The sequence below is a fragment of the Shewanella khirikhana genome, from assembly GCF_003957745.1.
GTDB lineage: Bacteria > Pseudomonadota > Gammaproteobacteria > Enterobacterales > Shewanellaceae > Shewanella > Shewanella khirikhana.
Window position 1 is genome coordinate 259204 of sequence record NZ_CP020373.1, and the last position, 23955, is coordinate 283158.

A 23955-nucleotide genomic window follows, 5' to 3' on the forward strand; every position below is an offset into this window, starting at 1 on the left:
CGGGAAGCGGTCTTTTTTTATCTGTTGTCCAGGCGCCAGTTCCAGCTGGGGGTGGTGAGTAAATCCTGGCCGTAGAGCGTTGTTTCCCCGAGGGGCTTCTCCAGCATCAACGTCTGGCAGTTGTCATCTTCTGAAAGCGCATTAATCAGCCGCTGGGCATGGGAGACCACCCACAGCTGACTTTTTCCCGAGGCGTGGCGAATAAGCCGTGCCAGTGCGGGCAGCAGATCCGGGTGCAGGCTGGTTTCCGGCTCGTTAAGTACCATTAAGGCGGGAGGTCTGGGGGTCAGCAGCGCCGCAGTAAGCAGCAGATACCTTAAGGTGCCGTCCGAGAGTTCGGCGGCTCTCAATGGCCTTAGCAGCCCCTGCTGATGAAAGCGCAGCTCCAGCATGCCACCTTCCAGCGCGGCTATGCTCACCCGGGCGCCGGGAAAGGCGTCATTCACGGCCCTGTGCAGGGTATCGCCGTGGCCAATCTCAAAAATGGTCTGAATGGCGCTGGCCAAATCACTGCCATCATGGGCCAGTACCGGGGTGCGGGTGCCAAGCTGCACCTGGCGGGCAGGCGCCGCAGCATCGGTGCGAAAGTGATCGTAAAAGCGCCAGGCGCGGATATCGTCCCTCAGGCGCAACAGCTCAGGTGCCTTATGCGGATCGGCAAGTTCAGTAAAGATGCTGTCGCTCAGGGCGAGGTGCTGACTGAGCACTTCCCAACGCCCCTGGGCATCGCGACTTTTGACCACATGGCCACGACGTTCAATCAAGGCGCTGGAGGGGCGATACTTGGGGCCGTGCCAAATGGCCTCACGCTTGATTTCCGGGTCGAGGCCAAACAGCGTGGTGCCGTCGGGCTTTGGCAGCCCAAGCTCAATCAGATAGCTGTAGTCGGTGCCGGCAAAGCCGAGGCGCACCCGTTTGCTGTCTTGCCTCACGGTTGCCTCTATGGGGTATTCCCCTTGCTTTACCGCGCGGCTGAAATATTCAGGGCCTGCCCAAAAACAGGAGTCTATGCCGCCTTCCCGCGCCAGTGCCGAGGTCACGCCGCCCTGTGCGGTCAGTGCAAGCAGTCGTAAGGCTTTGTATAGATTTGATTTACCGCTGCCGTTTGGGCCTGTGACCAGGGTGAGTTGCCCAAGTGGCAATACCAGATCCCGCAGGCTGCGGTAATGTTGAATGGCTAAGGTGGTCAGCATAAAAGCCCCGGCGCACTGAAAATCGCTTCAGTGTGCCAGAGCGTCTCTGGGGACGCCAGTTAAGGGCGTACCGCAGCTTCGAGATTAAATTGGGTTTGCTCTGGCAAACCCGTGCTCGCGCGTTGGGGAAGTATCTGCAGTTACTCAAATGACAAATTAAAAATGACACTGAGTAAGGGCTTGTAACACCAACCTGAAACGTCATTGCGCCTTATAGTCCCTGGCACTGCCCCCCATAGCAGCTGGGTTTGCGCGGGCACACGGCGCCCCGGGAACAGATAAGCCTGGCGCCTTTTTCGATGCCGCGCTCGACCCAGTTGATATTGAGAATGCGGGCAATGCTCATCAGTTGGCGTCGTATAGTGGGCGGGATTTCGCCCTGGCCGCCAGCCTCAATACAATGGGTTTTGAGGGACTCGGCCAGTGTCAGCGCATCCGTGCCCTGGGCATCGATGGCAGGGTTTAAGTCGATACCGGCACACAGCACATGGTGGTTACCGGCCAGATCCACCACCTTGGTGGATTCACAGCAGTAGATGCGTGGGCTGCCTTCCACATCCAAAATGGAAATCTGCGCCGAACTGCCGCTGGTGGGCTCGCTTATCATCCGAAACACTGCCCAGTGTTGGCAGGGATCCGGTACCTGGCGCATATTGCCCCAGGGCAGGGGAATGCCGTTGCCACGGTACACCGCCTTGAGCTTGCCCGGCGCATAAGCATCAAAGTAATGCCAGTGCGGATAGGGCGATACGACCGTCATCCGGCGCATTGCCACCGAGGCAGAAACGCCAATTTTCTTATGAGTATCAATTTCATAGCCGCCACGCTCCAACAGCTGGCGGAATGGCACCTTGGGGCACAAAAGGGCGCCGGCAAAGAAGCTGGATTCAAAGTCACGCCAGGCGCTGAGAATATCCTGGGCATTCACGGTGGAGGACAGGGTATCCAGCTCCTGGGTGCTGCCTATGCCCCGGCCCACCGCCAGCACGTTCTTCAGGCCGTCTTTGTTGTGCAGCACACTGTGGCCAATGTGCACCGCCAGGTCGTATTTTAGGCGCTCGGGGTTTTTCTTCAGCGCTTCATTGATAAAAATGGTGCCCGGTGGCTCGAAATAGGAGGTCACCAGCTGATGGGTCGGAACGCCGTAATCGTCTACCTGTTGCTGAGATGGCTCTGAAAAATAGCGAATTTTCATGCCCATGCGTTTGCAGATGGCGCTGAGATCCTCGCCGCTCAGATTGAGTTGCTTGTCACCCACCTCTTCGGCGGCCCGCTCCAGATCCGGAAAATGGTTTTGATGATGCTCCTGGTGGGCACGAATGAGCAGATGGGCAAACTGACGGCCACTGATCCCGGTTTGCGACAGCATCTCCGGAATGGCGATTTGCAAAATATCCCTGGAGAACAAAAAGCTTGGTTCGAGTGCCATGCCGCTGATACCGCCACGGCGCCCCTTGTCCGGGGTAATGGCCTCTTCTTCGGGAGCATCGTCCAAAAACCAGTCAGGTGACTTTTCAAAAACCTTGGCAATCACCTCCAGCATGGCGGCGCTGGGTACCCGTTTGCCTCTTTCTATCATCGACAGATAAGACACAGAGGGCGCCGACTCAGGATCCACTCGCACACAACGGGAAGACAAGTCCTCCATGGTTAAGTGATTGCGTTTCCTTAAGTTTCTAATTTTTGTGCCCATAAAATGGGACTTGCGCATCAGACTTTTTTCACTGGCCATTTTGTAAAATTCACATTGTGAAATTTTTATTGTGAAATTGTAGTAAAAAATAACCTAGACTAAAAATCAAGCGAAATCGACAGGCCGCCCGACAGCAAAACAGGCCGGATTTTACCCAGACCGAACAAGACCTGACATTTACTCCTGTGACAGAGGACAAGGCAATGAATATGACCATGATGAATACCCATAGCAATCAGCAACATCTGACACACTTCATCGGGGAAGCCATTGCCGCCGTGGTCAATGGCGCCAAACGGGGCGTGAGCCTGGAGAGTGCTACCGAGTTTCTGGATAGACGCTTTCCGCTGACCCGAGGCTCCCACAAGGCCGTAAAAAGCTATGTCGTTTACTATCAGCACCTGCTGGCCTTCTTTGAAGATGGCAGCCACAGTGGCCTGGAAACCCCTTCGCAGTTTGTCGCCCTGTGTGGCCACAAGGAAAGCCCAGCAGCCATCTTACTGAAATCCGGCGACATTCACGTTGAAATGACCCTGGATAAAAACGGCTCCATGGGCGCCGCCAATCCGGCTCACATCGACGATATTCAGGTTGAATCTCCCGGCTTTTGTCTGCGTGACAGCGATGAGTGTGCCACGGAAGCCGTGAGCCAGTGCCGCAATTGGTTGAGCTTGCTGCACACCGAGCCTTGCAACGACAGTTGCCGCCAGAGCCACGATCGCCGCTTTACCGCCAAAGATGGCAGCGACTATTGCCTGCCTTCATTGGGGCTGTTTTAAGCCGCTTCCATCTGCGCTGAATTTCATTAACGCAAACAAAAACGCCACCGAGAGGTGGCGTGTTTAGGGGCTGTTAACGTTTCACGGTTATTTTTGCAGCAATTTGGCTGGTGTTTATGCAAGGCGAAGTCCGTGCAGTGTAGTGACGCTACATAAACGGGCGCTAACGCAGCAGAAACGTCAGCCAAATGGTGCCCGAAGGGTTCGTCTGGTACGCCCTTGCTCTTTGTCACTCGTCATTTGAGTAGAATAACTACACATCATTTCTCGCTTCGTGAGCACGGGCTTGCCAGAGCGAACAAAATTTAATCTCGAAACGTCAGCAGCCCCTATTCAGCGGGATTGATAGCGGCGCTTAATTTCCACCACTTCCACTGTGTAGTCGCTGTACCACTTATCCTGACCCAGCTTTTGTGCCATCAGGTGCCGACTCTCCTGCTTCCAGGCCTCGATGTCTGCTTCGCTGTCCCAGTAGGAGATGGCAATTTCCTGCTCCCCTTCGGTGACCGCGATAAAGTCGCGGCAACGGAATTTCTCAAATGCCAGCTGCCTGAGGCTCGCCGCCATGGCGGAATACTGGCTGTCCTGGGCGCGGGCAGTGGCTTTAAAGATCACGGCAAACATGGTTTTCCTCCATTAAAACAGCAATAAAAAAGCGCCCGCAGGCGCTTTTCATCAGATTGCTTGGGTGGCCTGTTTAAGCCAGGCCAGCTCATCTCCGGACATCAGCGGCGACAGGGTGGCGTACACCTTCGCGTGATAATCGTTGAGCCAGCTGACTTCCTCTGCGCTCAGCAGCGCCTTCTCGATAAGGCGGGTGTCGATAGGAATAAGCGTCAGCGCATCAAACTCATAGGTTTCACGCTCGGCACCTTTAAGGGCGTCACAGTGACGCACCACAATCAGGTTTTCGATACGGATGCCAAAGCCATCGGCGCGGTAGTAACCCGGCTCGTTTGAGACCACCATGCCCGGCAGCAGGGCCACGCCATTGCTGTTTTTGGCGATGCGCTGTGGCCCTTCGTGCACACTGAGGAAATGGCCCACACCATGGCCGGTGCCGTGGTCATAATCGAAGCCATGCTGCCACAGATACTGGCGGGCAAAGGCGTCCAGCTGTTGGCCGGTGGTGCCCTTGGGGAAGCGAGCCTTATCCAGTGCGATATGGCCTTTGAGCACCAGGGTCACCATCTTTTTGTGCTCGTCTGTCACTTCGCCAATGGCGAGTGTACGGGTCACGTCTGTGGTGCCGTCCAGATACTGGGCGCCTGAGTCCACCAGATAGATGCTGTTCATGGTGAGCCTGGCTGGGGTGCCATTGTTGTGGTTGTAATGGCACATGGCTGCGTTGGCGCCAGCGGCGGAAATGGTGTCGAAACTGGGCTCGCGGTAGAGTGGATCTTCGAGGCGGAAGCTTTCGAGCTTATCGGCAAGCTCGCCTTCATCATACAGACGACCGCCAGCCACTTCGGCGTCGAGCCAGGCGAGGAAGCGGCTTACGGCCACGCCATCGCGAATATGGCATTCGCGCATGCCTTTAAGCTCAGAATCGTTTTTGGCGGCCTTGGGCAGCGCAGCCACATCGAGTACAGCAAGCAGCTTGGCACCGGCGTCGCGGGCAATCAACTGGCCCCAGGCGTTGCTGCTGGCCGGGTCGGCCAATAATTTTTTACCGCCCAGCGCCTTGAGTTCGGCTTCAAGATTGGCCTCTGCGGCCACTGTAACGCCTTCGCCCACGTGCTGATGGAAACCATCCGGAATTTTGGCGGTATCAACAAAGAGCTGCATCCGGCCATCCTGCCACAGGAGCGCCGAGCCCAGCACCACCGGCAAGCGGGGCACGTCGAAGCCGCGAATGTTCAAAAGCCAGCTGATGGAGTCGAGCGCTGTGATAAGCGCGAGATCGCCGCCGGCCTTTTTCACCAGCACGCCTATTTCGCGGCGCTTCTCCAGGCTGGTCTTACCCGCAGAAGCATCGGAAAACAGCATCACTTGCTTGGCCTCGGGGATGGGGCGTTGCTGCCAGTGTTTATCGACTGGATTTTCGCTGACGGCCACAAGCTCGATACCGGCTTTTTCCAGCACGGCTTTGGCCTGCTCATACCAGGCGAGGGTATGCATGCGGGCATCGAAACCCACCCGGGCGCCTTCGCCCAAGGTCTCGGCCAGATACTGTGGCTGCGGAGTATCGGTCAGGCTTTCATAGGCATACAGGCTCTGGGCAACCTGATCGCGCACCTGCACAGTGTAGCGGCCATCCACAAAAATCGCGGCAGTGTCTTTCATCACAATCGCCATGCCAGCCGAACCGGTAAAGCCGGTGGCCCATAGCAGGCGCTCGTTATGCTCGGGGACATACTCACCCAAATATTCGTCGGCGCGGGGAATGATAAAAGCATCGAGGCGCGAAGCGGCCATTTCGGTGCGAATGGCATCGAGGCGCTTGGCAATTTCGGTTGTTGGGATGGCTGACATGGGAGACCTTTTTGTTTGACTGCTTGTGAGTTGCCCACAGGCTTCGGCCGGGGCTTATAGATATGCAGGGATTATCGCAACCGATGTTGACGGCTGCAACCAAGGCGAACGTGAAAAGTATTGAGACTGTCTATGGCTATTGACTCTCCACTTGGAGGAGTGTTTATGCTGTGTGGTCTTTTTGTTGCTGCTTTTTGGAGAATCCATGCCGCTAAACGTTTGGCTGCTGACGCTGGCCCAGGCGCTGGCCATGAGCGCCACCCCTATTATGGTGCTGCTGGGGGGCCTGGTGGGTGCCAAAATCGCGCCTTCAGCGGAGCTTGCCACCGCGCCCATCGCCATGATGATTGTGGGGCTGGCGGCGTCGGTTATCCCGGTGGGGCTGATTGGTCGCAGGTATGGTCGCAGGCGGGTGTTTCTGCTCGGCAGTGTGCTCGGCGCGATTGCCGGGCTTGCCGCCGCGGCCGGGGTACATCAGCAGAATTTTGCGCTCTTTTGTTTAGGGGCGCTGTTTTTGGGGTCGGCAGGGGCAGTGGTGCAGCAATACCGTTTTGCCGCCATGGAGGCGGTGTCACCTGAGCTTGCGCCCAAAGCGGCATCGCGGGTGCTGCTTGGTGGTCTGGTGGCGGCCTTCCTCGGGCCTGAGCTTGCGGTGCTGGGGGCCGAGTTGGTGCAAGGCTCCTATGCCGGAGCCTTCCTCTTATTGTCCTGTGTGTCGCTGGCAGCAGGGGGCGTGCTGCTTGCCTACCGTAATGAATCCCAGTGGCAAGCCAGCGGCCTGGCGTCTGCCACCGAGGCAGATCGCAGTTTGACTGAGCTGCTTGGGCAGAGCCAGTTATGGGTGGCCCTCGGAGCGGCCGCGATAGGCTACGGCATGATGAGCCTTATTATGACCGCCACGCCGCTGCATATGCATCATATGGAACACCACTCGCTGGTAGACACCAAGTGGGTTATCCAAAGCCATATCGTGGCCATGTATCTGCCGTCGCTGTTCAGTGGCGTGCTGATTGCCCGTTTCGGCCACGGCAATATGATGTTGGCGGGACTGACGGCCTACGGCGCAACTATCGCCATGGCATTGTCGGGCAGTGAGCTGCTGAACTACTGGACGGCGCTTGTACTGCTCGGTATTGGCTGGAATTTCCTATTCGTTTCCGGCACCTCGCTGCTGCCGTCCTGTTATCGCGGCGGCGAGAAATTCAGGGTGCAGATGTTTAACGACTTCTCGGTATTCGGTTTTCAGGCGATGGCATCGCTGGGGGCCGGGGCGCTGCTGACCGGCCTTGGCTGGCAGATATTGCTGGTGGCCTGTCTGCCCTTCATTGGGGTGCAGTTGATGTTGATGGCTTGGTGGAAACTCAGTAAAAGCAGGGTGTTACAGGGTGATAACAATTGATTTATTCAATCTCCTTACCCACAACACTGTGTTAAACTTCACTATCCCTGCTCGGGGTCAGAGCAGGGCGTATCAGTGGAGTAAATGATGCAAAGGTTAACACTCGATGTGGGGGGAACCAACGGCCTGTTTGAACTCAGGCACGAAGGTCACACAGAACAATACAAATTCCCCACCGGTGATGGTTTCTCAATCCGTGATTTGAACGAGCAGATCCAGGCGTTCGAGCAGGACTTTGGCCTTGGCAATTATCGCCTCGCCATTGCCGTGCCCGGTCTGGTGCGGGACAACCGCCTGGTCACCTGCAAGTCGCTGCCCGGGCTGACCGGGCTGAATCCATCACACATCCAATGCAGTGGTGAGCTCGCCTTTATCGTCAACGATATGGACGCGGGTATACAAGCCATTGCCGATCCCCGTCACGACTGCGAAGTGCTGGTGATGTGCGGCGCCGGGCTGGGCATGGCGATTGCCATGAACGGCCGGGTATTCAGCGGCGCCAGCGGCTTTGCAGGCGAATTGGGACACTGCCGGATCATGACGGAAGGCGGTGAATTTTCCCTTGAGCAGCTGGCATCGGCCGAACTGCTGCGTGGCCGCAAACAGGCACCTGCCGATGAACTCAACCAGGGCGGTATGTACCTGGGTATGGGGCTGGCGTGGGTGGTCAACCTGTTCAATCCCAACCGGATTTGGCTGGCGGGCAGCATGATGAACAGTGCCGATTTCTACAAGGGCTGTATGAGCAGCCTGCGGGATATGGCATTGGGCGCGCCCATGGCCAACTGCCAGGTGCACAGGGTGGATGATATGGAAACCCTGGTGTGCCGCGGATTGGCCGCCATGCTGGATAAGCAGGAAAGCTAAAGTGAGAAAAAACGCCGCAATCGCGGCGTTTTTTTATGCCTGCAGCCGGGGCGGCTCCAGCGGCAGATCCTGGCGCTCGTCATCCCAGCTGGCCATAAAGCGAATTTCATCTTCGTCGCGGCTGAAGTTGCCAAGGGGCGACAGCAGGTTTGGCCGTCGTGCTTCTTCCTGTGCCCTGTGTTTGAGGCCAACTATCAGGCTCACCAGCCACCAGCCAAACACCCCAAGGCCGGTGTACAGCAGCCAATCGGGGGCGAAATACCAGATAAGTGCCATCAGCACAGAACCCGGCAGCAGGTACCAGAGGCTCACGTGGCCAAGGCCGAGGGTGAGTTTATGCAGCCGATACCAAAAACCTCTTGGTTTCAAGGCGTTGATATCAATCAGTGGTGATGGGATCCCCAGGGCCTCATAGTGGTCGAAGGCGCTCTTGCCGCTTTTATCCAGCACGCCAATATCCACACTGCGGGCCAGCAGCGAGGCAGCGCCCTTGTGGTTGAGCATCAGCACCGCGCTCATCAGCGGCGTCTGGCCTTCGCGGTTGAGGGCGTCGGCATCACAACCGGCATCCAGCAACAAGGGGCAAAGATCCTCATCGTGCATCGCACCCATGCGGGCTGCGAGGTGCAGCGGGGTGTCTTTGTCATGCTCGCTCGGCATATCCAGCGACAAGCCCGCCGACAGCAGAGTTGGGATGAGTTCGCCATGGCCACGATAACAGGCGGTGTGCAGTAAGGATTCTCCCTCAAACCAGCTGTGTGGATCGGCGCCCTCCGCCAGCAGGTATTCGGTCAGGGCCAAATGGCCATTGGCCACCGCAAAATAGAGCGCGGTGGCGCCATCTTTGTCGCGGGCATTGAGGCGGGCCTTGTGGCTGACCAACAGCCGCGCCAGGGTGACATCCCCCAAATAGGCCGCCCAGCTCAGCAGCGCCTGACGTCCCTGTGGTCTTAAGGGCTCGCGCAGTGCATCGGCTTCCTGACGTAAACGGCTCAGTGGGCCCAATAACACCTCGAGGCTGCGATGGCTGCCGGTGGCCTTGAGCCTGGGCACCCTGAGCAGATCGCGAGTGCTGGCACCGGCATCGAGCAGCATACGGCAGATGTCGGTGTTGCCGCTTATCACCGCCATTGCCAGTGCCGTGTTGCCCTCATGGTTGGCGTGGTTGAGGCTTTGCGCCTTGCCCACCAAAAAGGCGACTATCTCGCGGGCGCCGTGGCGACAGGCGTGAATCAGCAGGGTATCGCCCTGATGATTGATGATGCGTTTGTCTCTGAGCCTTAGCCAGCTGCGCTCGAACGCGGCGGTGTCGCCAAGGGCAATCACCAGCCAGATATGCTCGCTCACCGGCAGCTCAAACAGCGCATCGTGAAAGACCTGATGCAGCTCGTCATCCTTGGGACGCAGCCGCAGCATGGCTTCAAATACGGTTTCGCCATCGAAATTGGTTTCGGCGGGGTTTTCTCCCGAGGCCAGCAGCATCCGCGCGGCCATGGGGCTTAACTCTTCCAGATAGTCGTGCAGCAGCGGCGTGCGGTAGCGAAACGGCTTATTAGCCTTCAGCAGAATCGATAGGTTATTCAGTGCGTTGTGATGAATTGCCGTGCCAATCGCCCGGTTGTGGTCGAAGTGCTGGATGCGGCGGGTGATGATGGAGATAAGCCGGCTCGCTCTGTCGTCTGCCACCAGATATTCCACCAGATCGGCGCAGCAATCATCGATATTCAGCCCCAGAGATTCTGACTTGAGCAGCAAATAGGCCACCAGCCGGAAAGCGCCACTGGACGCCGCACCCTGCAGCAGTTCCACCATGTCATCGCCATGGCCGCCAAACTCCAGTCCGAGCGACTCCAGATGTTTAAAGCCCACCAGATTGTCGACCTGGGCACAAATGCCCGCCAGCACCATCAGCTGATCGTGATTGAGCACCAGCGTCGACAGCAGTCGCTCCAGCACGGGTTTATCGTGATGACGGATGGCGCGCTTGATTTGCTGCTCAACATTGCCGTCGCGGTAGGCCGCTTCCGGGCGTAAATAGGGAAAACCCTGACGATGCAGGCTGCCCGCCAGTTCATAGTCGAGGGCAAAGCTGTGCCATAAAATCGAGCCGCCATCGTCCAGGCGCCGCGCCTTGTCCCAGCCGGCATCGATTAACGCCTGAATAAAGGGAGCCAGCTTTTTGTCGGCCAGGGCAAACAGGTGGGCCATTAAATCCTGTCCCTGACGGTCGCGCTCTTCCCGGTCGGCGCCGCGGCGCAGCAGTAGAGTGAATATCTCCAGACTGCGATGCAAAACGGCGTTGAAAATCAGTGGCTCATCGCCAATGGGGGTATTGGGATTCAGACCCTGGGTCAGCAGCCGCGCCAACTCATCGGCCCTGTGCTCGCGTATAAGGGATTCCAGCGTATCTTCAGGTAGATAGCGCGCAAGCAGCGATGCAAGTTCGGCATCCTGCGGCCGGCGGCCGTGAAAGAAAAAACTGTCCTGACTGGCTTCGAGGGCACCGCAACGGGCGTGAACCTTGATAAATTCCACCCCCAGGGCTTTGGCGGCCCGCATCAGGCGGAAATTGATCCCGGCGTCGCTGGAAATATCGAGTCTGAGGTGATTACTGAAGGCTTTGAAATCGTCGAGGGTTTCATGATTGTCGAGCCATTGGGACAGCCCGAGCAGATCCAGAGCCTGCATTGGCGTCAACGCGTTTACCTGCTGCCTGGCGCGCTCGCCATCAGCTGCTGATAAACACAGGCTGTACCTGAACCAATTGGCCGCCATGGCTCCCTCTGACACCTTTTCCCCCGGGGTAACTGCGCAGCGTTTTCGGCCCTGAATGGTCGAACCACGCAACACTGGCGTCACAATACCCACAAGCGCTTCATCTGGCAATCGAAATTGGCCCCTGAACGGGGCTGGATTGCCCTGCGTGATCTCCGGCGCCGATTTATCGCACAAAAGCCCCGTTTGGGGTGGCAGGGATTGCCTGAATCCTCTGCTTTGTGGCTTATCGCAAGCCTCTGTGAAGGCAGCGATTAGCAGTTCGTTGGTACCGGATTGTCGCCGCTTGTCAGGGTTAACAAATCGTGACCCTGTTGACCTTTTAGCAGCTTGCGCAGCGCTGTGCCAGCAGACGGCGATGGATATGTGAGCCACTCAGGTGAAATCTGACCGAAAATCATACCTCAAGGTGATAATCTCCAGCGGCTGACACCCAAAATCGGCCTTGATGAAATGAATTCTGATTCACTGTTTGTATACTTTATGCTAAAAAGGCGGCAATCAGGAAGCGCGACCAGCGGCCTTTCGTAACGCTAACAAGAGGTGAAGTATGACCATAGGTGTAGGCGGGTTAACCGCAGAGCAGGCACTGGCCAGGCTCAGTGACATGACCCACGGGGTTGAGCCCATCGCGGTGGCAGAGTTCCAGGAGCGTATCAACAAGGCGCAGGGCTTGATGAAGTCGCTGGGTTTGGATGCGGTTTACCTCAATGCAGGCACCAATCTTTACTACTTCACCGGCACCCGCTGGTACGCCAGCGAACGCATGGTGGGTGCCATTCTGCCCGCCGAAGGGGCGCTGGAATACATAGCGCCGGCCTTTGAGCTCGATACCCTCAAAGGCTACATGGCCATAAAGGGTGAGGTAAACACCTGGCATGAGGATGAAAGCCCATATCAGCTGTTTGGCGCAGTGCTTGCGCGCCTCGGTCTCACGCAGGGCAGGGTGGGCATGGATGAGTCGGCGGCCTTTTTTATCAGCGAAGGCATTCGTGATGCCAACCCGGAACTTAAGGTCGTCAGTGCCAAGGGCGTGACTGCCGGATGCCGGATGCAAAAATCCGCCACTGAGCTTGCGCTGATGCAGCGTGCCAAGGACATGACCCTGGAAGTGCACAAGGCGGCTGCGGCCATGCTGCGCCCCGGCATTAGCGTTGGTGAAGTGGAAGCCTTTATCGATGCCGCGCACCGCAAGGTTGGGGCGGCGGCGGGCTCTTATTTCTGCATCGTACTTTTTGGCGAAGACACCGCCTATCCCCATGGCGTTAAGGATCCCAAAGCGCTGGCTGAGGGCGATACCGTGCTGATTGACACCGGCTGTCAGCTCTATGGTTACAACTCAGATATCACCCGCACCTATGTCTATGGCACCCCAAGTGCGCGTCAGCGTGAGCTGTGGAACCTGGAAAAGCAGGTGCAGGCAGCGGCTTTTGAAGCAGCAAGATTGGGCGCGCCCTGTGGCAGCGTCGATAAGGCCGCCCGCAGTGTGCTCGAGGCCGCAGGCTTTGGCCCCGGCTACGCCGTGCCGGGTCTGCCACACCGCACCGGCCATGGCATAGGGCTGGATATTCACGAATGGCCTTATCTGGTGGCAAACGACACCACGCCGCTGGCGCCGGGCATGTGTTTTTCCAACGAGCCCATGTTGTGTGTGCCGGGGGAATTTGGGGTGCGCCACGAGGATCACTTCTATATGACGGCGTTGGGGCCAAAGTGGTTTACTCAGCCTTCTTACTCCATTGATGACCCGTTCGGACTCGAGGTCTGACCAGTTATGCGGTGCGGCGCCAATCGGCGCCGTTTGTTTTTAAGCTTATGAATAAAATCGATATTATTTAAAGCTTTCACTCCAACCTATATCCACTTTCCGCTGAATTTCACCAAAACAGATAGCGTTCTGTAAATAAGTTGTTGCCGCCTTAAAAATAATTAGCCTATGCTGAATTATGAATGACAACGTTGTCATTTGGTTCTGCCAAATAGTCATTTGTGAAAAAGGCAAACCGGTCGAAAGGCCGGGACGCAAAGCCACCGGTCTAAGGGCGCTCTGTAAAGACAGAGGCTACGACAGCGGGGATACCACAGGATGATGTCTTAAGCGGGTGTTTGGTCGCACCCCATGCTTGTTGTCGGCATCTGCCGTTCCTGAAGGCGCTTTGCCTTGCCTTATTGAAAAGAATAAAAACCAATAAGGACAAAGACATGTTTCTAACTAAACCCTCAGTAACCGCGCTCGTGGTGGCGTCGGCGCTGGCCGCGCCTGCCATGGCCGCCAAACCTGGAAAACCGGCTCTTGCATGGGGCGAAACCAAGTTTTCCATCATCGAAATCAATCAGGCGGCCACCGCCTACAATCAGCTGGTCACGGTTAAGGATGCCGCCAATGTGTCGGTAAGCTGGAACCTGTGGAGCGGCGATGTGGGTGATACCGCCAAGGTGCTGCTGGACGGCGTGGAATACTGGAGCGGCCCGTCGGGCGCGTCCGGCACCGCAACCTTCCCTGTCAGCCAGGGCGGCCGCTATCAGCTCACCGTGGCTCTGTGTAATGCCGATGGCTGCACCGCCAGTGATGCCCGTGAAATTCTGGTTGCCGATACCGATGGCAGCCATCTGGCGCCACTGACTGCGCCGCTCAAGGAAAATAACAAACCCTACGCCAATAAGTCCGGCAAGGTGGTGGGCGCCTACTACGTGGAGTGGGGCGTCTATGGTCGCAAGTTCACCGTGGACGATATTCCGGCGCAAAACCTGACTCACCTGCTGTACGGCTTTACGCCAATCTGTGGCGGCAATGGCATCAACGACAGCCTCAAAGAAATCGAAGGCAGCTTTGAAGCGCTGCAGCGCGCCTGTTCCGGCCGTGAAGATTTCAAAGTGGCGATTCACGACCCCTGGGCGGCAGTGCAGATGCCACAGGGCGAGTTGTCGGCCTACGACGAGCCTTACAAGGGCAACTTTGGCAACCTGATGGCGCTGAAACAGGCCTATCCGGACCTGAAAATTCTGCCGTCCGTCGGTGGCTGGACCCTGTCCGATCCTTTCTATTTCCTTGGTGACAAGACCAAGCGCGACACCTTCGTCGCCTCGGTGAAGGAGTTCCTGCAAACCTGGAAGTTCTTCGACGGCGTGGATATCGACTGGGAATTCCCGGGTGGCCTGGGCGCCAACCCCAACCTTGGCAGCCCCGAAGATGGCGCCACCTACGTGACCCTGATGAAAGAGCTGCGCGCCATGCTCGATGAGCTGGAAGCCGAAACCGGCCGCGAGTTCCAACTGACCTCGGCCATCAGCGCCGGTGACGACAAGATTGCCAAGGTCGATTACCTGCAGGCGCAGCAGTACATGGACCACATCTTTGTGATGAGCTATGACTTCAACGGCGCCTGGAGCAACACCGAGCTTGGCCACCAGACTGCGCTTTACGATGCCTCCTGGGATCCCAACACCCGTTACACCACCGACAAGGGCGTGCAGGCACTGCTGGCACAGGGTGTGACTCCGGGCAAGCTGGTGGTGGGCGCCGCCATGTATGGCCGCGGCTGGACCGGCGTGAGCAACTATAGCAACGACAACCCCTTCACCGGCACCGCCAGCGGACCGGTAAAAGGCACCTGGGAAAATGGCGTGGTGGATTACCGCGACATAGTCAACAACCGTATGGGCAGTGGTTGGCAACAAGGTTATGACGAAGCGGCCGAGGCACCATGGCTGTTTAACCCATCAAGTGGCGACCTTATCACCTTCGATAACGAACGCTCGGTCAAAGCCAAGGGCCAGTATGTGCTTGCCAATCAGCTGGGTGGTCTGTTTGCCTGGGAAATCGACGCCGATAATGGCGATATCCTCAATGCCATGCACGAAGGCCTGGGCCACGGCGAAGGCACCAACCCGCCCGCCAACAAGGCGCCCATTGCCAATGCAGGTGCTGACGTCAGTGTTACCGGCCCTGCCGATGTCGCGCTGAATGGTTCAGCATCCCGCGACCCTGAAGGCGGCGCGCTGAGCTACGCCTGGAGCCAAACCTCAGGCCCGGCTGTCGCCATCAGCGGCAGCGACAGTGCCAATGCCAGTATTTCCCTTGGCTCAACCGAGGCAGACGTCAGCTATGTCTTCAGCCTGACAGTGACAGACCCACAGGGGCTTGCCAGCACTGACTCAGTGACTGTCATCAACAAGGCAGAAACGCCAAACCGTGCCCCTGAAGTGACTGTGGATGCAGCCTTCAGCGCTGAGTCCGGCGCCGCTGTGAGCATAGCGGCCAGCGCTGCTGATGCCGATGGCGATGCGCTGACTTATCAGTGGACAGTGCCTGCGGGCCTCAGTGTGTCCGGCCAAAACAGTGCCACCCTGCTGGTGACTGCACCTGAAGTGACTGCCGATACCCAGTACAACATCAGCGTGCTGGTGTCTGATGGTGCGCTCGATGCCAGTGCAGCTACAGTGCTGACCGTGAAGCCCAAGTCAGGCGGTGGTGACAACGGCGGCTGTAATGCCACCGACCCCAACGCCGGTAACTTCCCTGCCTGGTCAGCAACTACCATCTACAACGGCGGTGACAAGGTGAGCCACAGCCAGCTGGTATGGCGCGCCAAGTACTGGACTCAGGGCAACGAGCCAAGCCGCAGCGCCGATGCCTGGGCGCTGGAGAGCAATGTTGACCTCGGCTGGGATGCGGCTGTCGCCTACAACGGCGGCGCTGTGACCTCCCACAATGGCCGCAACTGGAAAGCGTCCTGGTGGACCAAGGGCGAAGAGCCGGGTGTTGCCAGCGTTTGGGTCGATGTGGGCCCTGCCAGCTGCAACTGAGACCTGAGCGATAACGACTAACCCAATACAAGCCCGGCTTCGGCCGGGCTTGCTGTTCGTGGGAATAACATCATGAATAAATTATCGATTTTGGCAGGCGCTATGGGCGCACTGCTCACGGCCAGCCTGTATGCGGCTGACTTGTACGACATCAATAAAGCCTATGGCGGCGGCAGCCAGGTCAGCTTCAATGGCAAGCTCTATGAGGCCAAATGGTATGCCAACCCCGGACAAAGTCCGGGCAACAGCTATCCCAACGAATGGGATAATCCCTGGAGCCTGGTTGGGGACGACCCGGGAGATACCGGCGGCGCGAGCGGCGGTACAGATTCTGGCGGTGGCACAGAGAACGGCGGTGGCACAGAGAGCGGCGGCGCAGGTGGTAGTGGCGGCGCCAATGCCGATGGCACTGTTACCATGACGGCTGCCGAGGTGGCGGCGAAAGAGGCGAGTCTTACCGACTTCCCCCTGATGCATGCCGTTAAAGCCTCCATCGCCACCCGCGACAATGCCATTGTTGAGGCTGTTCTCCCCGGCCGCGCCGAAAATCCAGCCAACGTGAAGCGGCTCGAGGCGATACTGCCTGAAGCCGAGTTTGAGTTTATCTTCCCGGTCCGGGCGCCGGAGTATAGCTACCGCGGCCTGTTGCAGGCGGCGGCCAAGTTTCCGGCGCTCTGCGGTGACTATGATGATGGCCGTAATGCCGAGGCCATTTGCCGCAAGTCGTTGGCAACCATGTTCGCCCATTTTGCCCAGGAAACCGGTGCCCATGATGTGTGGCGCCCTGAGCCAGAGTGGCGTCAGGGGCTTTATTGGGTGCGGGAAGTGGGCTGGGATGAAACCAAGCGTGGCGGCTACAACGCCGAGTGCAGCCCGGGTACCTGGCAGGGGCAGGAGTGGCCCTGTGGCACCTTCGCCAACGGTGAATACAAAAGTTACTTTGGCCGCGGCGCCAAGCAGTTGTCGTACAACTATAACTATGGCCCCTTCTCAGAGGCCATGTTCGGCACTGTGCGCACCCTGCTCGACAGCCCGGAGTTAGTGGCTGACAGCTGGCTCAACCTCGCCAGCGCGGTGTTTTTCTTTAGCTATCCCCAGCCGCCCAAGCCGTCGATGCTGCATGTGATAGATGGCACCTGGCAGCCCAATGCCCAGGATCTGGCCGCCAATCTGACCCCGGGATTTGGCGTGACCACCATGATTATCAATGGTGGCATCGAGTGCGGGCAGGGCACAGAGAAGCCTCAGTCTGCCAACCGTATCGAGTATTACCGTGCCCATGCGGCCAATCTCGGTGTGCCGGTTGCCGATTCTGAGGTGCTGGGCTGTAAGGATATGAAGGCCTTTGCCGTGGGCGGCAGCGGCGCCATGAACATCTATTGGGAGCAGGACTGGAGTTATGTGCCCGGCAATCCCAATGGCGGCAAGAGCTATGCCTGTAAGCTGGTGGGCTATCAAACCCGTTTCAGCGCCTTCCGCGATGGGGATTATGGCCGCTGTCTGAGCCACTTCTTCCCGGAACTGGTGATTGAGGCAGGCGATGGCTCCGGTGGCGGTGGAGACAATGGCGGTGGGAATAACGGCGGCGGTGAGCCAGCCAATCAGCCACCACTGGCGAAAATCAGTGGTCCATCCGAGGCTGACAGCGGCGCTTCGGTGCAGCTGTCGGCGAAGCAATCCAGCGATCCTGAAGGCAAAGCGTTAAGCTTCGCCTGGAGTTTACCGGCGGGCGTGACGGCAGACAGTGTCGATGGCGCGCTCATCACCCTGTCGTTGCCTGAGGTAAGCGCCGATACCAGCTTGAACATAGGTGTGACAGTCGCAGATCCCGAAGGCGCGAGCCACAGTGTCAGCCATGGGCTGCTGCTGAAGGCGGGCACCGGGGAAACACCAGCCTATCCTGGCTATCAGCCAGGCGCGAATTATCAGGCCGGCAGCCGGGTCAGCAATCAGGGCAAAAACTATGAGTGTAAGCCATACCCTTACAGCGGCTGGTGCAGTGGTTCAGCCTGGGCCTATGAGCCAGGGGTAGGTGCCTATTGGAGCGATGCCTGGCAGGCGTTGTAAGTCGTCAGCGTTGTAAGTTGTCAGTGGTGTAAATTGCAGCTAAGTGAGCTTAACGTGCAGCTAAATTAGCGCATCTTGCACGCAAGTGTCGGTAAACAAAAAACGGAGGCTCAGGCCTCCGTTTTTATTTTGCGTCAGTCAGTAATTACTCGATGGCAATCAGTTCGACATCGAAAATCAGTACCGAGCCGCCCGGGATTTTGCCCACGCTGCGGCTGCCGTATGCCAGACTTGCCGGAATGAAGAAGCGGAACTTGTCGCCTTCTTTCATCAGTTGCACCCCTTCGGTCCAACCTTTGATAACCCGGTTCAGTGGGAAGGCGATGGTTTCGCCGCGATCAACCGAAGAATCGAACACTGTGCCATCGGTCAAGGTGCCATGGTAGTGCACCCGTACTGTGTCACTGGCGCTGGGGTGACGTTCACCATTGCCTGCAACCAACACCTCATACTGCAAGCCGGAAGCAGTGGTTACCACGCCATCGCGTTTGCCGTTGTCGGCAAGATACAGGGCACCTTTTTCTTCGTTGGCTTTGGCGGCCTTTTGGCCGTTCATGGTGGTGAAAAAGTAAAAGATAACGCAGGCAATAACGACAGCAGCGAGGGCAATTCTCATGGGTGGGTTCCAGTGTCCGGATTAATAACCTGTGCAGTATGGTACGGGGGGAATGAAGAGCGAACAAGCCTTTAATTAGAAGCGGTTGTCGCAGCGAACCTGAAGCTGGCGCTGAACGTTTGCGGCTTGTCTATTCTGCCTTTTTATCGGGTATTGGCTTGGGCTCAGCCCCGGCATTTATATCTGGAATAGCCATCTGCCGACGTATTCGTCTGCGGTAGGTACGGGAGTATGATAAGTTGAAACTTTGACCAGTGAATTTGGATAATACTGGCTGTTGGTGTAAAATATTCCATTCAAACAGTATGTTGCAAGGATTTTACCTATGTTGCGCCCCACAGGAAATGCAGTATTACATCTGTTGCTTCTTTGTTCGCTGCTCACGTCCGGCGCCCTTCGCGCAGGAGAACTGACCGACACCCCCGATGACACTTCCTTCAGCCCGTACCCCTATGTGGGAGCCAAAGCCGGCTGGATGCATTATCAACATGCCTGCGAAGACTGGAATGTTGGCTGCGATGGCGATGACAATGCCTTCGGTGGCTTTGCCGGTTACCAGATTACCCCGTTCCTCGGCTTTGAAGCAGCCTGGCTTGATCTGGGTAATGCCGTGGGGATTTACCCAGAGGGCGGGGTCAACCAAACCTACACAGGCGCCATGGCCGGGTGGGAATTCTCGTTCCTGGGCCGTTTTGGGCTGACCGATAACCTCGATGCCTTTATCAAGGCCGGTGCCTTTGTTTGGGATGGTGAAAACCAGGGCCCAAGACGCACCGACACCGACTCAGGCACGGCGCCCATGGCTGGTGTTGGCCTTGAATATCAGTTTGCCAGGCATTGGAGTGCGCGGCTCGAATACCAATATATCGACAGCCTCGGCAGCGATAAGCTGGGCGGCAGCAACGGCCACTTTACCAGCCTTGGGGTTATCTATCGCTTTGGCGCCGAGCCTCAGCCCGTGGTGGCCAAAACGCCGGAACCTGTCCCTGAGCCAGTGGCGGTGATGCCGACCAAGGTCAATCACACTCTGGAGGCGCTGCATTTGGTGACCCTGTTCGCCTTCGACAGCAGCACCCTGACCGATACCGCAGCGCTCGATGTCGCCCTCGAAAGATTACAGCGTTACCCCACCGCCAAGGTGCAGCTTAAAGGCTACACCGATGCCAAAGGCAGCAATGCCTACAACCTTAAGCTCTCCGAGCGGCGGGCGCAGGCGGTGGCCGACTATTTCATGGCAAGGGGAGTCAGTGCCGAGCGTATCCAAACCCAGGCCTTTGGTGAAGACTTCCCCGCAGCGGCCAACGACAGCGCCGAGCACCGTCACCTGAATCGTCGGGTGGATGTGTTTTCGCCGTCAATTGTGATTGAAGTCGATGTGACTCCGGTCAGCAACGATGCCAATGCACGCTAAGGAGGCTTGGGTGACTTTGTTCAATCGATTGAAAAAACACCTGTTGTTGCCATTGGTGATGCTGCTTGGCGCCTGCGGTGGTGATAACGACGGCTTCCCCACCGCCGAATGTGGCGGGCCGGACAATCCCTGCCCACCCTATGCGGTTTCCCTGAGTGTGAGCCCGAAGGAAAGTCGGCTTGCGGTGAATACATCGCTTCAATATCAGGCACTTGCTACCTACAGTGATGGCAGCGAAAAAGATGTGACCACCAGTGTCAGCTGGCAAGCTGCTGACACTAATGTGGCCAGCATAGCCGCCGGTGGCAAGGCACTGGCGCTGGCCGCAGGCAGTACCCGTATCAGCGCAACCCTCACATCCACAACGCCAGGTGCCAGCGACCTGACGGACGATGCCAATCTCAGTGTTACCGATGCTGCGCTGGACGCGCTGGTGGTAACACCGGCAGAGGCGCTGACGCTGGTCGGGCTCGATAAGGCCTTTATGGCCGAGGCGCTTTTCAGTGATGGCCATCGTCAGGATGTCACTCAGGATGCCAGTTGGTCGAGCCTGAACAGCGCCGTTGCCACTGTGACCAACAGCGAAAACAGTAAGGGGGTGGCCCGCGGTATCAGCGTGGGGGATGCGCTTATCCAGGCGAGTTTCGGCGCCAAGGCTGCCAGCGGCGAGCTTATCGTGCTGGCGAGCCAGCCTAAAGCCCTGGTGGTCAGCCCCAAAAATCACACTCTGCCCAAAGGCACGGGTGTGGCGCTGCAAGCGGATCTGCTGCTCGAAGATGGCCTAAGCCTGAATGTCACAGCGCAAAGCCAGTGGCAAGCGGCCGCGCCTTCTGTGGCGACGGTAGACAATGCCGGCTTCGTCTCGGCACAGCAGCCTGGCCAAACCGCCGTGACTGCCACCCTCAGCTTTGCCGGGAGCTCTTTAACTGACTCAGCGAGCATTACAGTCACAGACGCAGTGCTTGAATCCTTGTCGCTGACTCCGGCGCAGGCGAGTATTCCGGTTGGCCGTACTCAGAGTTATCAACTGATGGGGCTCTACAGCGATGGCAGCATCCATCCCCTTGGGCAGGTGGCGAGCTGGCAAAGCAGTGACCCGGTCATTGCCACGGTAAAGGGGGCCGGCATCGCAGTTGGGCTGCAAACCGGCTCAGTACAAATCCAGGCGAGTGTGCAGGGGCTCAGCGCTCAGGCGCAGCTTACGGTAACCGATGCGGTGGCCACATCGCTGGTGGTCACGCCCGGCGAAGCGCGGGTGCCGCTGGGGTATGAAGGACGTTTCAGTGCCAATGCTCATTTCAGTGACGGCACCAGTCAGGATGTAACCCAGGATGCCCTTTGGCAAAGTGGCGATGAGTCTGTGGTGACTCTGGTTGCCCTCGGGGAATTTGGCGGCAGTGCCAAGGGCGTTGCCGTTGGCGCCACTGAGGTCACGGCAAGCTTTGCCGGTTTGACCGCCAGCAGCGATGTTACTGTTACCAATGCCGAGCTTAAGCAGTACAGCATTAGCCCGGCCACCGCGACTGTTGCGGCAGGTTTGAGCCAGTCCTTTCAGGCGACCGGTGTCTTCACCGATGGCTCTGTGGTGGATTTGACCCAGGGCTCCAGTTGGCTCAGCAGCGATACAGGCATAGCGTCCATCAACAGCAAAGGCGCGGCAACTGGCTATGTGGCAGGCGAGGTGAGCATCCACGGCAGCTATCGAGGTTATGCCGATGATGCTTCTCTCACAGTCACAGCCGCCGAGGTGAGCCAACTGCTGCTCACCCCGCAAAGCGTGAAGGTGCCGGTTGGCACCCTAGGGCAATTCGAGGCTACCGCCATCTATACCGATGGCCATCAGGAGGTGGTGAACGATGTTGCCGCCTGGACAGTGGCTAACCCTGTGCTGGTCAGTGTGGTCAACGGCGTTGGCGGCGGCAGTGCCCAGGCGCTGGCGGTCGGCACGACCGAAGTGACAGTGAGCTTTGCCGGATTGAGCGCCAGTGCCTCGGTGGAAGTGACCCCGGCCACGCTGGTGGAGCTGACACTGAACCCGGCGCTGGCACAGGTGCCAACTGGCCTGACGCTTCAATATCAGGCCTTTGCCCGCTTCTCCGATGGCAGCAGTAAAGATGTCACCCGGGAAGCCGCCTGGATCACGGCAGACAGCAATATCGCCCGTATCGATAAGTTCGGTCTGGCGGAGGGCCTGTATGCCGATAAAACCCAGGTGCAGGCACGTTACCTTGGCTACACGGCCCTTGGCGAGCTCACGGTAACCGAGCCGGTCTTGGTTCAGCTGCAGGTGACACCTGCACAGGCTTCGGTACCGGTAAATGGTATGCAGGCGTATAAGGCCAGTGCCATTTTCAGTGACGGTTATATTCAGGATGCAACCGGCGTGGTGGGTTGGCGCGTGGATGACAGCGCCATAGCTTCAATCGCTGCCAGTGGCACCGATGCCGGTAAGGCGACCGGGCTTGCTGCGGGCAGCACCGCCATTTGGGCAGACTACCTTGGCATGAGCGCAAGCGCCCAGCTGACGGTTACCGACAAGGTGTTCAATGGTCTGTTGATTGAGCCTGCCAACTCGTCGGTATTTATCGGCTCCAGCCGACAATTTCACGCCTACGCCGTCTACGGTGATGGCAGTCAGGAAGAAGTGTTCAATGTCCTGTGGGAATCGCGCAGCCCCGCTGTGGCCAGCATCGACAAGGTGGGACGTGCCACCGGGCTGAGTGAAGGGATAAGCCAGATTTGGGCGACCTATTTTGGCAAGCAGGCGACTGCCGAGCTGGTGGTTCGCCCGGGCGTGCTGACCGCGCTGAAGGTCACCCCGGATTCGGCACAGGTACCACTGGGCACCCAGGGGCATTTTACCGCGACGGCAACCTTCGATGGTTATTATCATTTCGATGTGAGCCAATACGCCACCTGGTCATCCAGTGCGGCGGACGTGGTGCATGTGGTGACCTCTGGCGTGAGCGGCGGTGACGCCACTGCGCTGAAACAAGGTTCGGCCACCATCACTGCCCAGTATGGCGGCATGAGTGCCTCGGCCGATGTTGGCGTATACGAGCCAGTGGCCGAGCGTTTTGAAGTGACTCCAGATTACCTGGGGGTTGAGCCTGGAATGCAGGCCCAGCTTACGGCGACCGTGTTTTATGTCGATGGCAGCAGCCGTGATGTCACCCTCGAGTCCAGCTGGCAGAGTGACGATCCGCAGGAGGCTACGGTTGAAACCGGCACCGACCAGGCCGGTTTGGTCACCGGCATCAAGGACAACGGGTATGCCATCATAACCGCCACCTATAAGGGAATGACCGATACTGCTGAGGTGAGTGTGTACGTTCAGCCGATTGACTACTTCCGCTTCGAGCCCAGCACGCTTGAAGTGCAAGTCGGCAAGGTTGGCAGCTATATCCTGTGGGCAGTGTTCGATGATGGTCATGAAGAGGATTACACCCGCTTTATTGAGGTGACAGCCGACGATGACACCCTGGTGAATGTGTACGGCAATGGCACCTTTGAAGGGTTGGCGCCTGGTGAAACCCTACTGAGGGCGCGCCTCGATATGGTGACGGGTGAGGCGAAACTCACAGTACTGCCTTGATAGATAAGAGCCCTGATAAGCCACTGCTCTGATAAGTCAGTGCCCTGATAAATCAGTGCCTTTAAAGCCGCTGCTTGTGCATTTGCTGCAGCGGTTTGAAAGGGGCAAGGTCTGAAACCGTGCAATGCGTGAAACCAGTGCGAAAAAGCCACCTCTGGGTGGCTTTTTTATTGTTGGATGCGGCGGGGCTCAGGTTGCAGATCTCAGGTGCAATTGACTTCACTTTGCCTCGATACTTTGCCCCAGTGCTTTGCCCTGATGCTTTGCTGATATGGGCTG

14 protein-coding genes and 1 riboswitch are annotated in these 23955 nt (G+C 57.8%); of the genes, 8 read left to right on the forward strand and 6 right to left on the reverse strand.

Translation table 11 applies throughout. From position 1 onward, the window contains the following. Window positions 1–17 precede the first annotated feature (17 nt). Entirely contained in the window at window positions 18–1193 is a 1176-nt protein-coding gene (locus tag STH12_RS01040; protein ID WP_126165841.1) for an AAA family ATPase, read from the reverse strand. Between the two features lie 211 nt (window positions 1194–1404). Further along, a complete protein-coding gene (locus tag STH12_RS01045; RefSeq protein ID WP_126165842.1) occupies window positions 1405–2925 on the reverse strand; it encodes a DUF3612 domain-containing protein in 1521 nt (506 codons plus the stop codon). Between the two features lie 176 nt (window positions 2926–3101). Between STH12_RS01045 and STH12_RS01050 the strand changes: the two genes are divergently transcribed. After that, window positions 3102–3665, forward strand: coding sequence for an aldolase/citrate lyase/malate synthase family protein (locus STH12_RS01050; protein WP_164551117.1), 564 nt, complete (start codon window positions 3102–3104; stop codon window positions 3663–3665). Window positions 3666–3998: 333 nt separating this feature from the next. Here STH12_RS01050 and STH12_RS01060 read toward each other — a convergent pair whose 3' ends face one another. Continuing rightward, window positions 3999–4289, reverse strand: a complete 291-nt coding sequence (locus STH12_RS01060) for an antibiotic biosynthesis monooxygenase family protein (protein WP_126165844.1) — start codon at window positions 4287–4289, stop codon at window positions 3999–4001. A 51-nt stretch (window positions 4290–4340) separates the two neighbouring features. Next, window positions 4341–6140 (reverse strand): aminopeptidase P family protein, encoded by a 1800-nt coding sequence (locus STH12_RS01065; RefSeq protein ID WP_126165845.1) that lies wholly within the window; start codon window positions 6138–6140, stop codon window positions 4341–4343. A 205-nt stretch (window positions 6141–6345) separates the two neighbouring features. On the opposite strand from STH12_RS01065, the gene STH12_RS01070 reads away from it, so the two are divergent. Both STH12_RS01070 and STH12_RS01075 read left to right on the forward strand, forming a co-directional pair. Continuing rightward, window positions 6346–7539 (forward strand): MFS transporter, encoded by a 1194-nt coding sequence (locus STH12_RS01070; protein WP_126165846.1) that lies wholly within the window; start codon window positions 6346–6348, stop codon window positions 7537–7539. Window positions 7540–7626: 87 nt separating this feature from the next. Further along, the gene (locus STH12_RS01075; protein WP_126165847.1) at window positions 7627–8406 is read left to right on the forward strand and encodes an ROK family protein; all 780 of its coding nucleotides are present in this window, start codon (window positions 7627–7629) and stop codon (window positions 8404–8406) included. A 33-nt stretch (window positions 8407–8439) separates the two neighbouring features. On the opposite strand, the gene STH12_RS01080 is transcribed toward STH12_RS01075, so the two are convergent. After that, on the reverse strand, window positions 8440–11196 hold the full coding sequence (locus tag STH12_RS01080) for an ankyrin repeat domain-containing protein (RefSeq protein WP_126165848.1): 2757 nt from the start codon (window positions 11194–11196) through the stop codon (window positions 8440–8442). A gap of 535 nt (window positions 11197–11731) precedes the next feature. On the opposite strand from STH12_RS01080, the gene STH12_RS01085 reads away from it, so the two are divergent. The 3 genes from STH12_RS01085 (at window position 11732) to STH12_RS01095 (ending at window position 18054) form a co-directional block, all read left to right on the forward strand. After that, complete coding sequence (locus STH12_RS01085; RefSeq protein ID WP_126165849.1) at window positions 11732–12949, forward strand: M24 family metallopeptidase; 1218 nt, start codon at window positions 11732–11734, stop codon at window positions 12947–12949. 219 nt (window positions 12950–13168) lie between these two features. Next, window positions 13169–13265: riboswitch (cyclic di-GMP riboswitch) on the forward strand. Window positions 13266–13383: 118 nt separating this feature from the next. Then, window positions 13384–15987: a glycosyl hydrolase family 18 protein gene (locus tag STH12_RS01090; protein ID WP_126165850.1), complete on the forward strand. Its 2604-nt coding sequence runs from the start codon at window positions 13384–13386 to the stop codon at window positions 15985–15987. Window positions 15988–16059: 72 nt separating this feature from the next. Continuing rightward, entirely contained in the window at window positions 16060–18054 is a 1995-nt protein-coding gene (locus STH12_RS01095; protein ID WP_126165851.1) for a glycoside hydrolase family 19 protein, read from the forward strand. Between the two features lie 145 nt (window positions 18055–18199). On the opposite strand, the gene STH12_RS01100 is transcribed toward STH12_RS01095, so the two are convergent. After that, the gene (locus STH12_RS01100) at window positions 18200–18670 is read right to left on the reverse strand and encodes an FKBP-type peptidyl-prolyl cis-trans isomerase (RefSeq protein WP_126165852.1); all 471 of its coding nucleotides are present in this window, start codon (window positions 18668–18670) and stop codon (window positions 18200–18202) included. Between the two features lie 325 nt (window positions 18671–18995). Here STH12_RS01100 and STH12_RS01105 point away from each other — a divergent pair, with 325 nt between their 5' ends. Continuing rightward, window positions 18996–20081, forward strand: coding sequence for an OmpA family protein (locus STH12_RS01105; protein WP_126165853.1), 1086 nt, complete (start codon window positions 18996–18998; stop codon window positions 20079–20081). A gap of 10 nt (window positions 20082–20091) precedes the next feature. Beyond that, window positions 20092–23676 (forward strand): Ig-like domain-containing protein, encoded by a 3585-nt coding sequence (locus tag STH12_RS01110; RefSeq protein ID WP_164551118.1) that lies wholly within the window; start codon window positions 20092–20094, stop codon window positions 23674–23676. The last annotated feature ends 279 nt before the right edge of the window (window positions 23677–23955 follow it).

Bases quoted from the DNA above. Each gene is read 5' to 3' on its own strand.
- STH12_RS01060 (WP_126165844.1), bottom strand. From the start codon at position 4,289: ATGTTTGCCGTGATCTTTAAAGCCACTGCCCGCGCCCAGGACAGCCAG.
- STH12_RS01070 (WP_126165846.1), top strand. From the start codon at position 6,346: ATGCCGCTAAACGTTTGGCTGCTGACGCTGGCCCAGGCGCTGGCCATG.
- STH12_RS01100 (WP_126165852.1), bottom strand. From the start codon at position 18,670: ATGAGAATTGCCCTCGCTGCTGTCGTTATTGCCTGCGTTATCTTTTAC.
- STH12_RS01095 (WP_126165851.1), top strand. From the start codon at position 16,060: ATGAATAAATTATCGATTTTGGCAGGCGCTATGGGCGCACTGCTCACG.
- STH12_RS01090 (WP_126165850.1), top strand. From the start codon at position 13,384: ATGTTTCTAACTAAACCCTCAGTAACCGCGCTCGTGGTGGCGTCGGCG.
- STH12_RS01075 (WP_126165847.1), top strand. From the start codon at position 7,627: ATGCAAAGGTTAACACTCGATGTGGGGGGAACCAACGGCCTGTTTGAA.
- STH12_RS01105 (WP_126165853.1), top strand. From the start codon at position 18,996: ATGTTGCGCCCCACAGGAAATGCAGTATTACATCTGTTGCTTCTTTGT.
- STH12_RS01040 (WP_126165841.1), bottom strand. From the start codon at position 1,193: ATGCTGACCACCTTAGCCATTCAACATTACCGCAGCCTGCGGGATCTG.
- STH12_RS01065 (WP_126165845.1), bottom strand. From the start codon at position 6,140: ATGTCAGCCATCCCAACAACCGAAATTGCCAAGCGCCTCGATGCCATT.
- STH12_RS01085 (WP_126165849.1), top strand. From the start codon at position 11,732: ATGACCATAGGTGTAGGCGGGTTAACCGCAGAGCAGGCACTGGCCAGG.
- STH12_RS01050 (WP_164551117.1), top strand. From the start codon at position 3,102: ATGATGAATACCCATAGCAATCAGCAACATCTGACACACTTCATCGGG.
- STH12_RS01045 (WP_126165842.1), bottom strand. From the start codon at position 2,925: ATGGCCAGTGAAAAAAGTCTGATGCGCAAGTCCCATTTTATGGGCACA.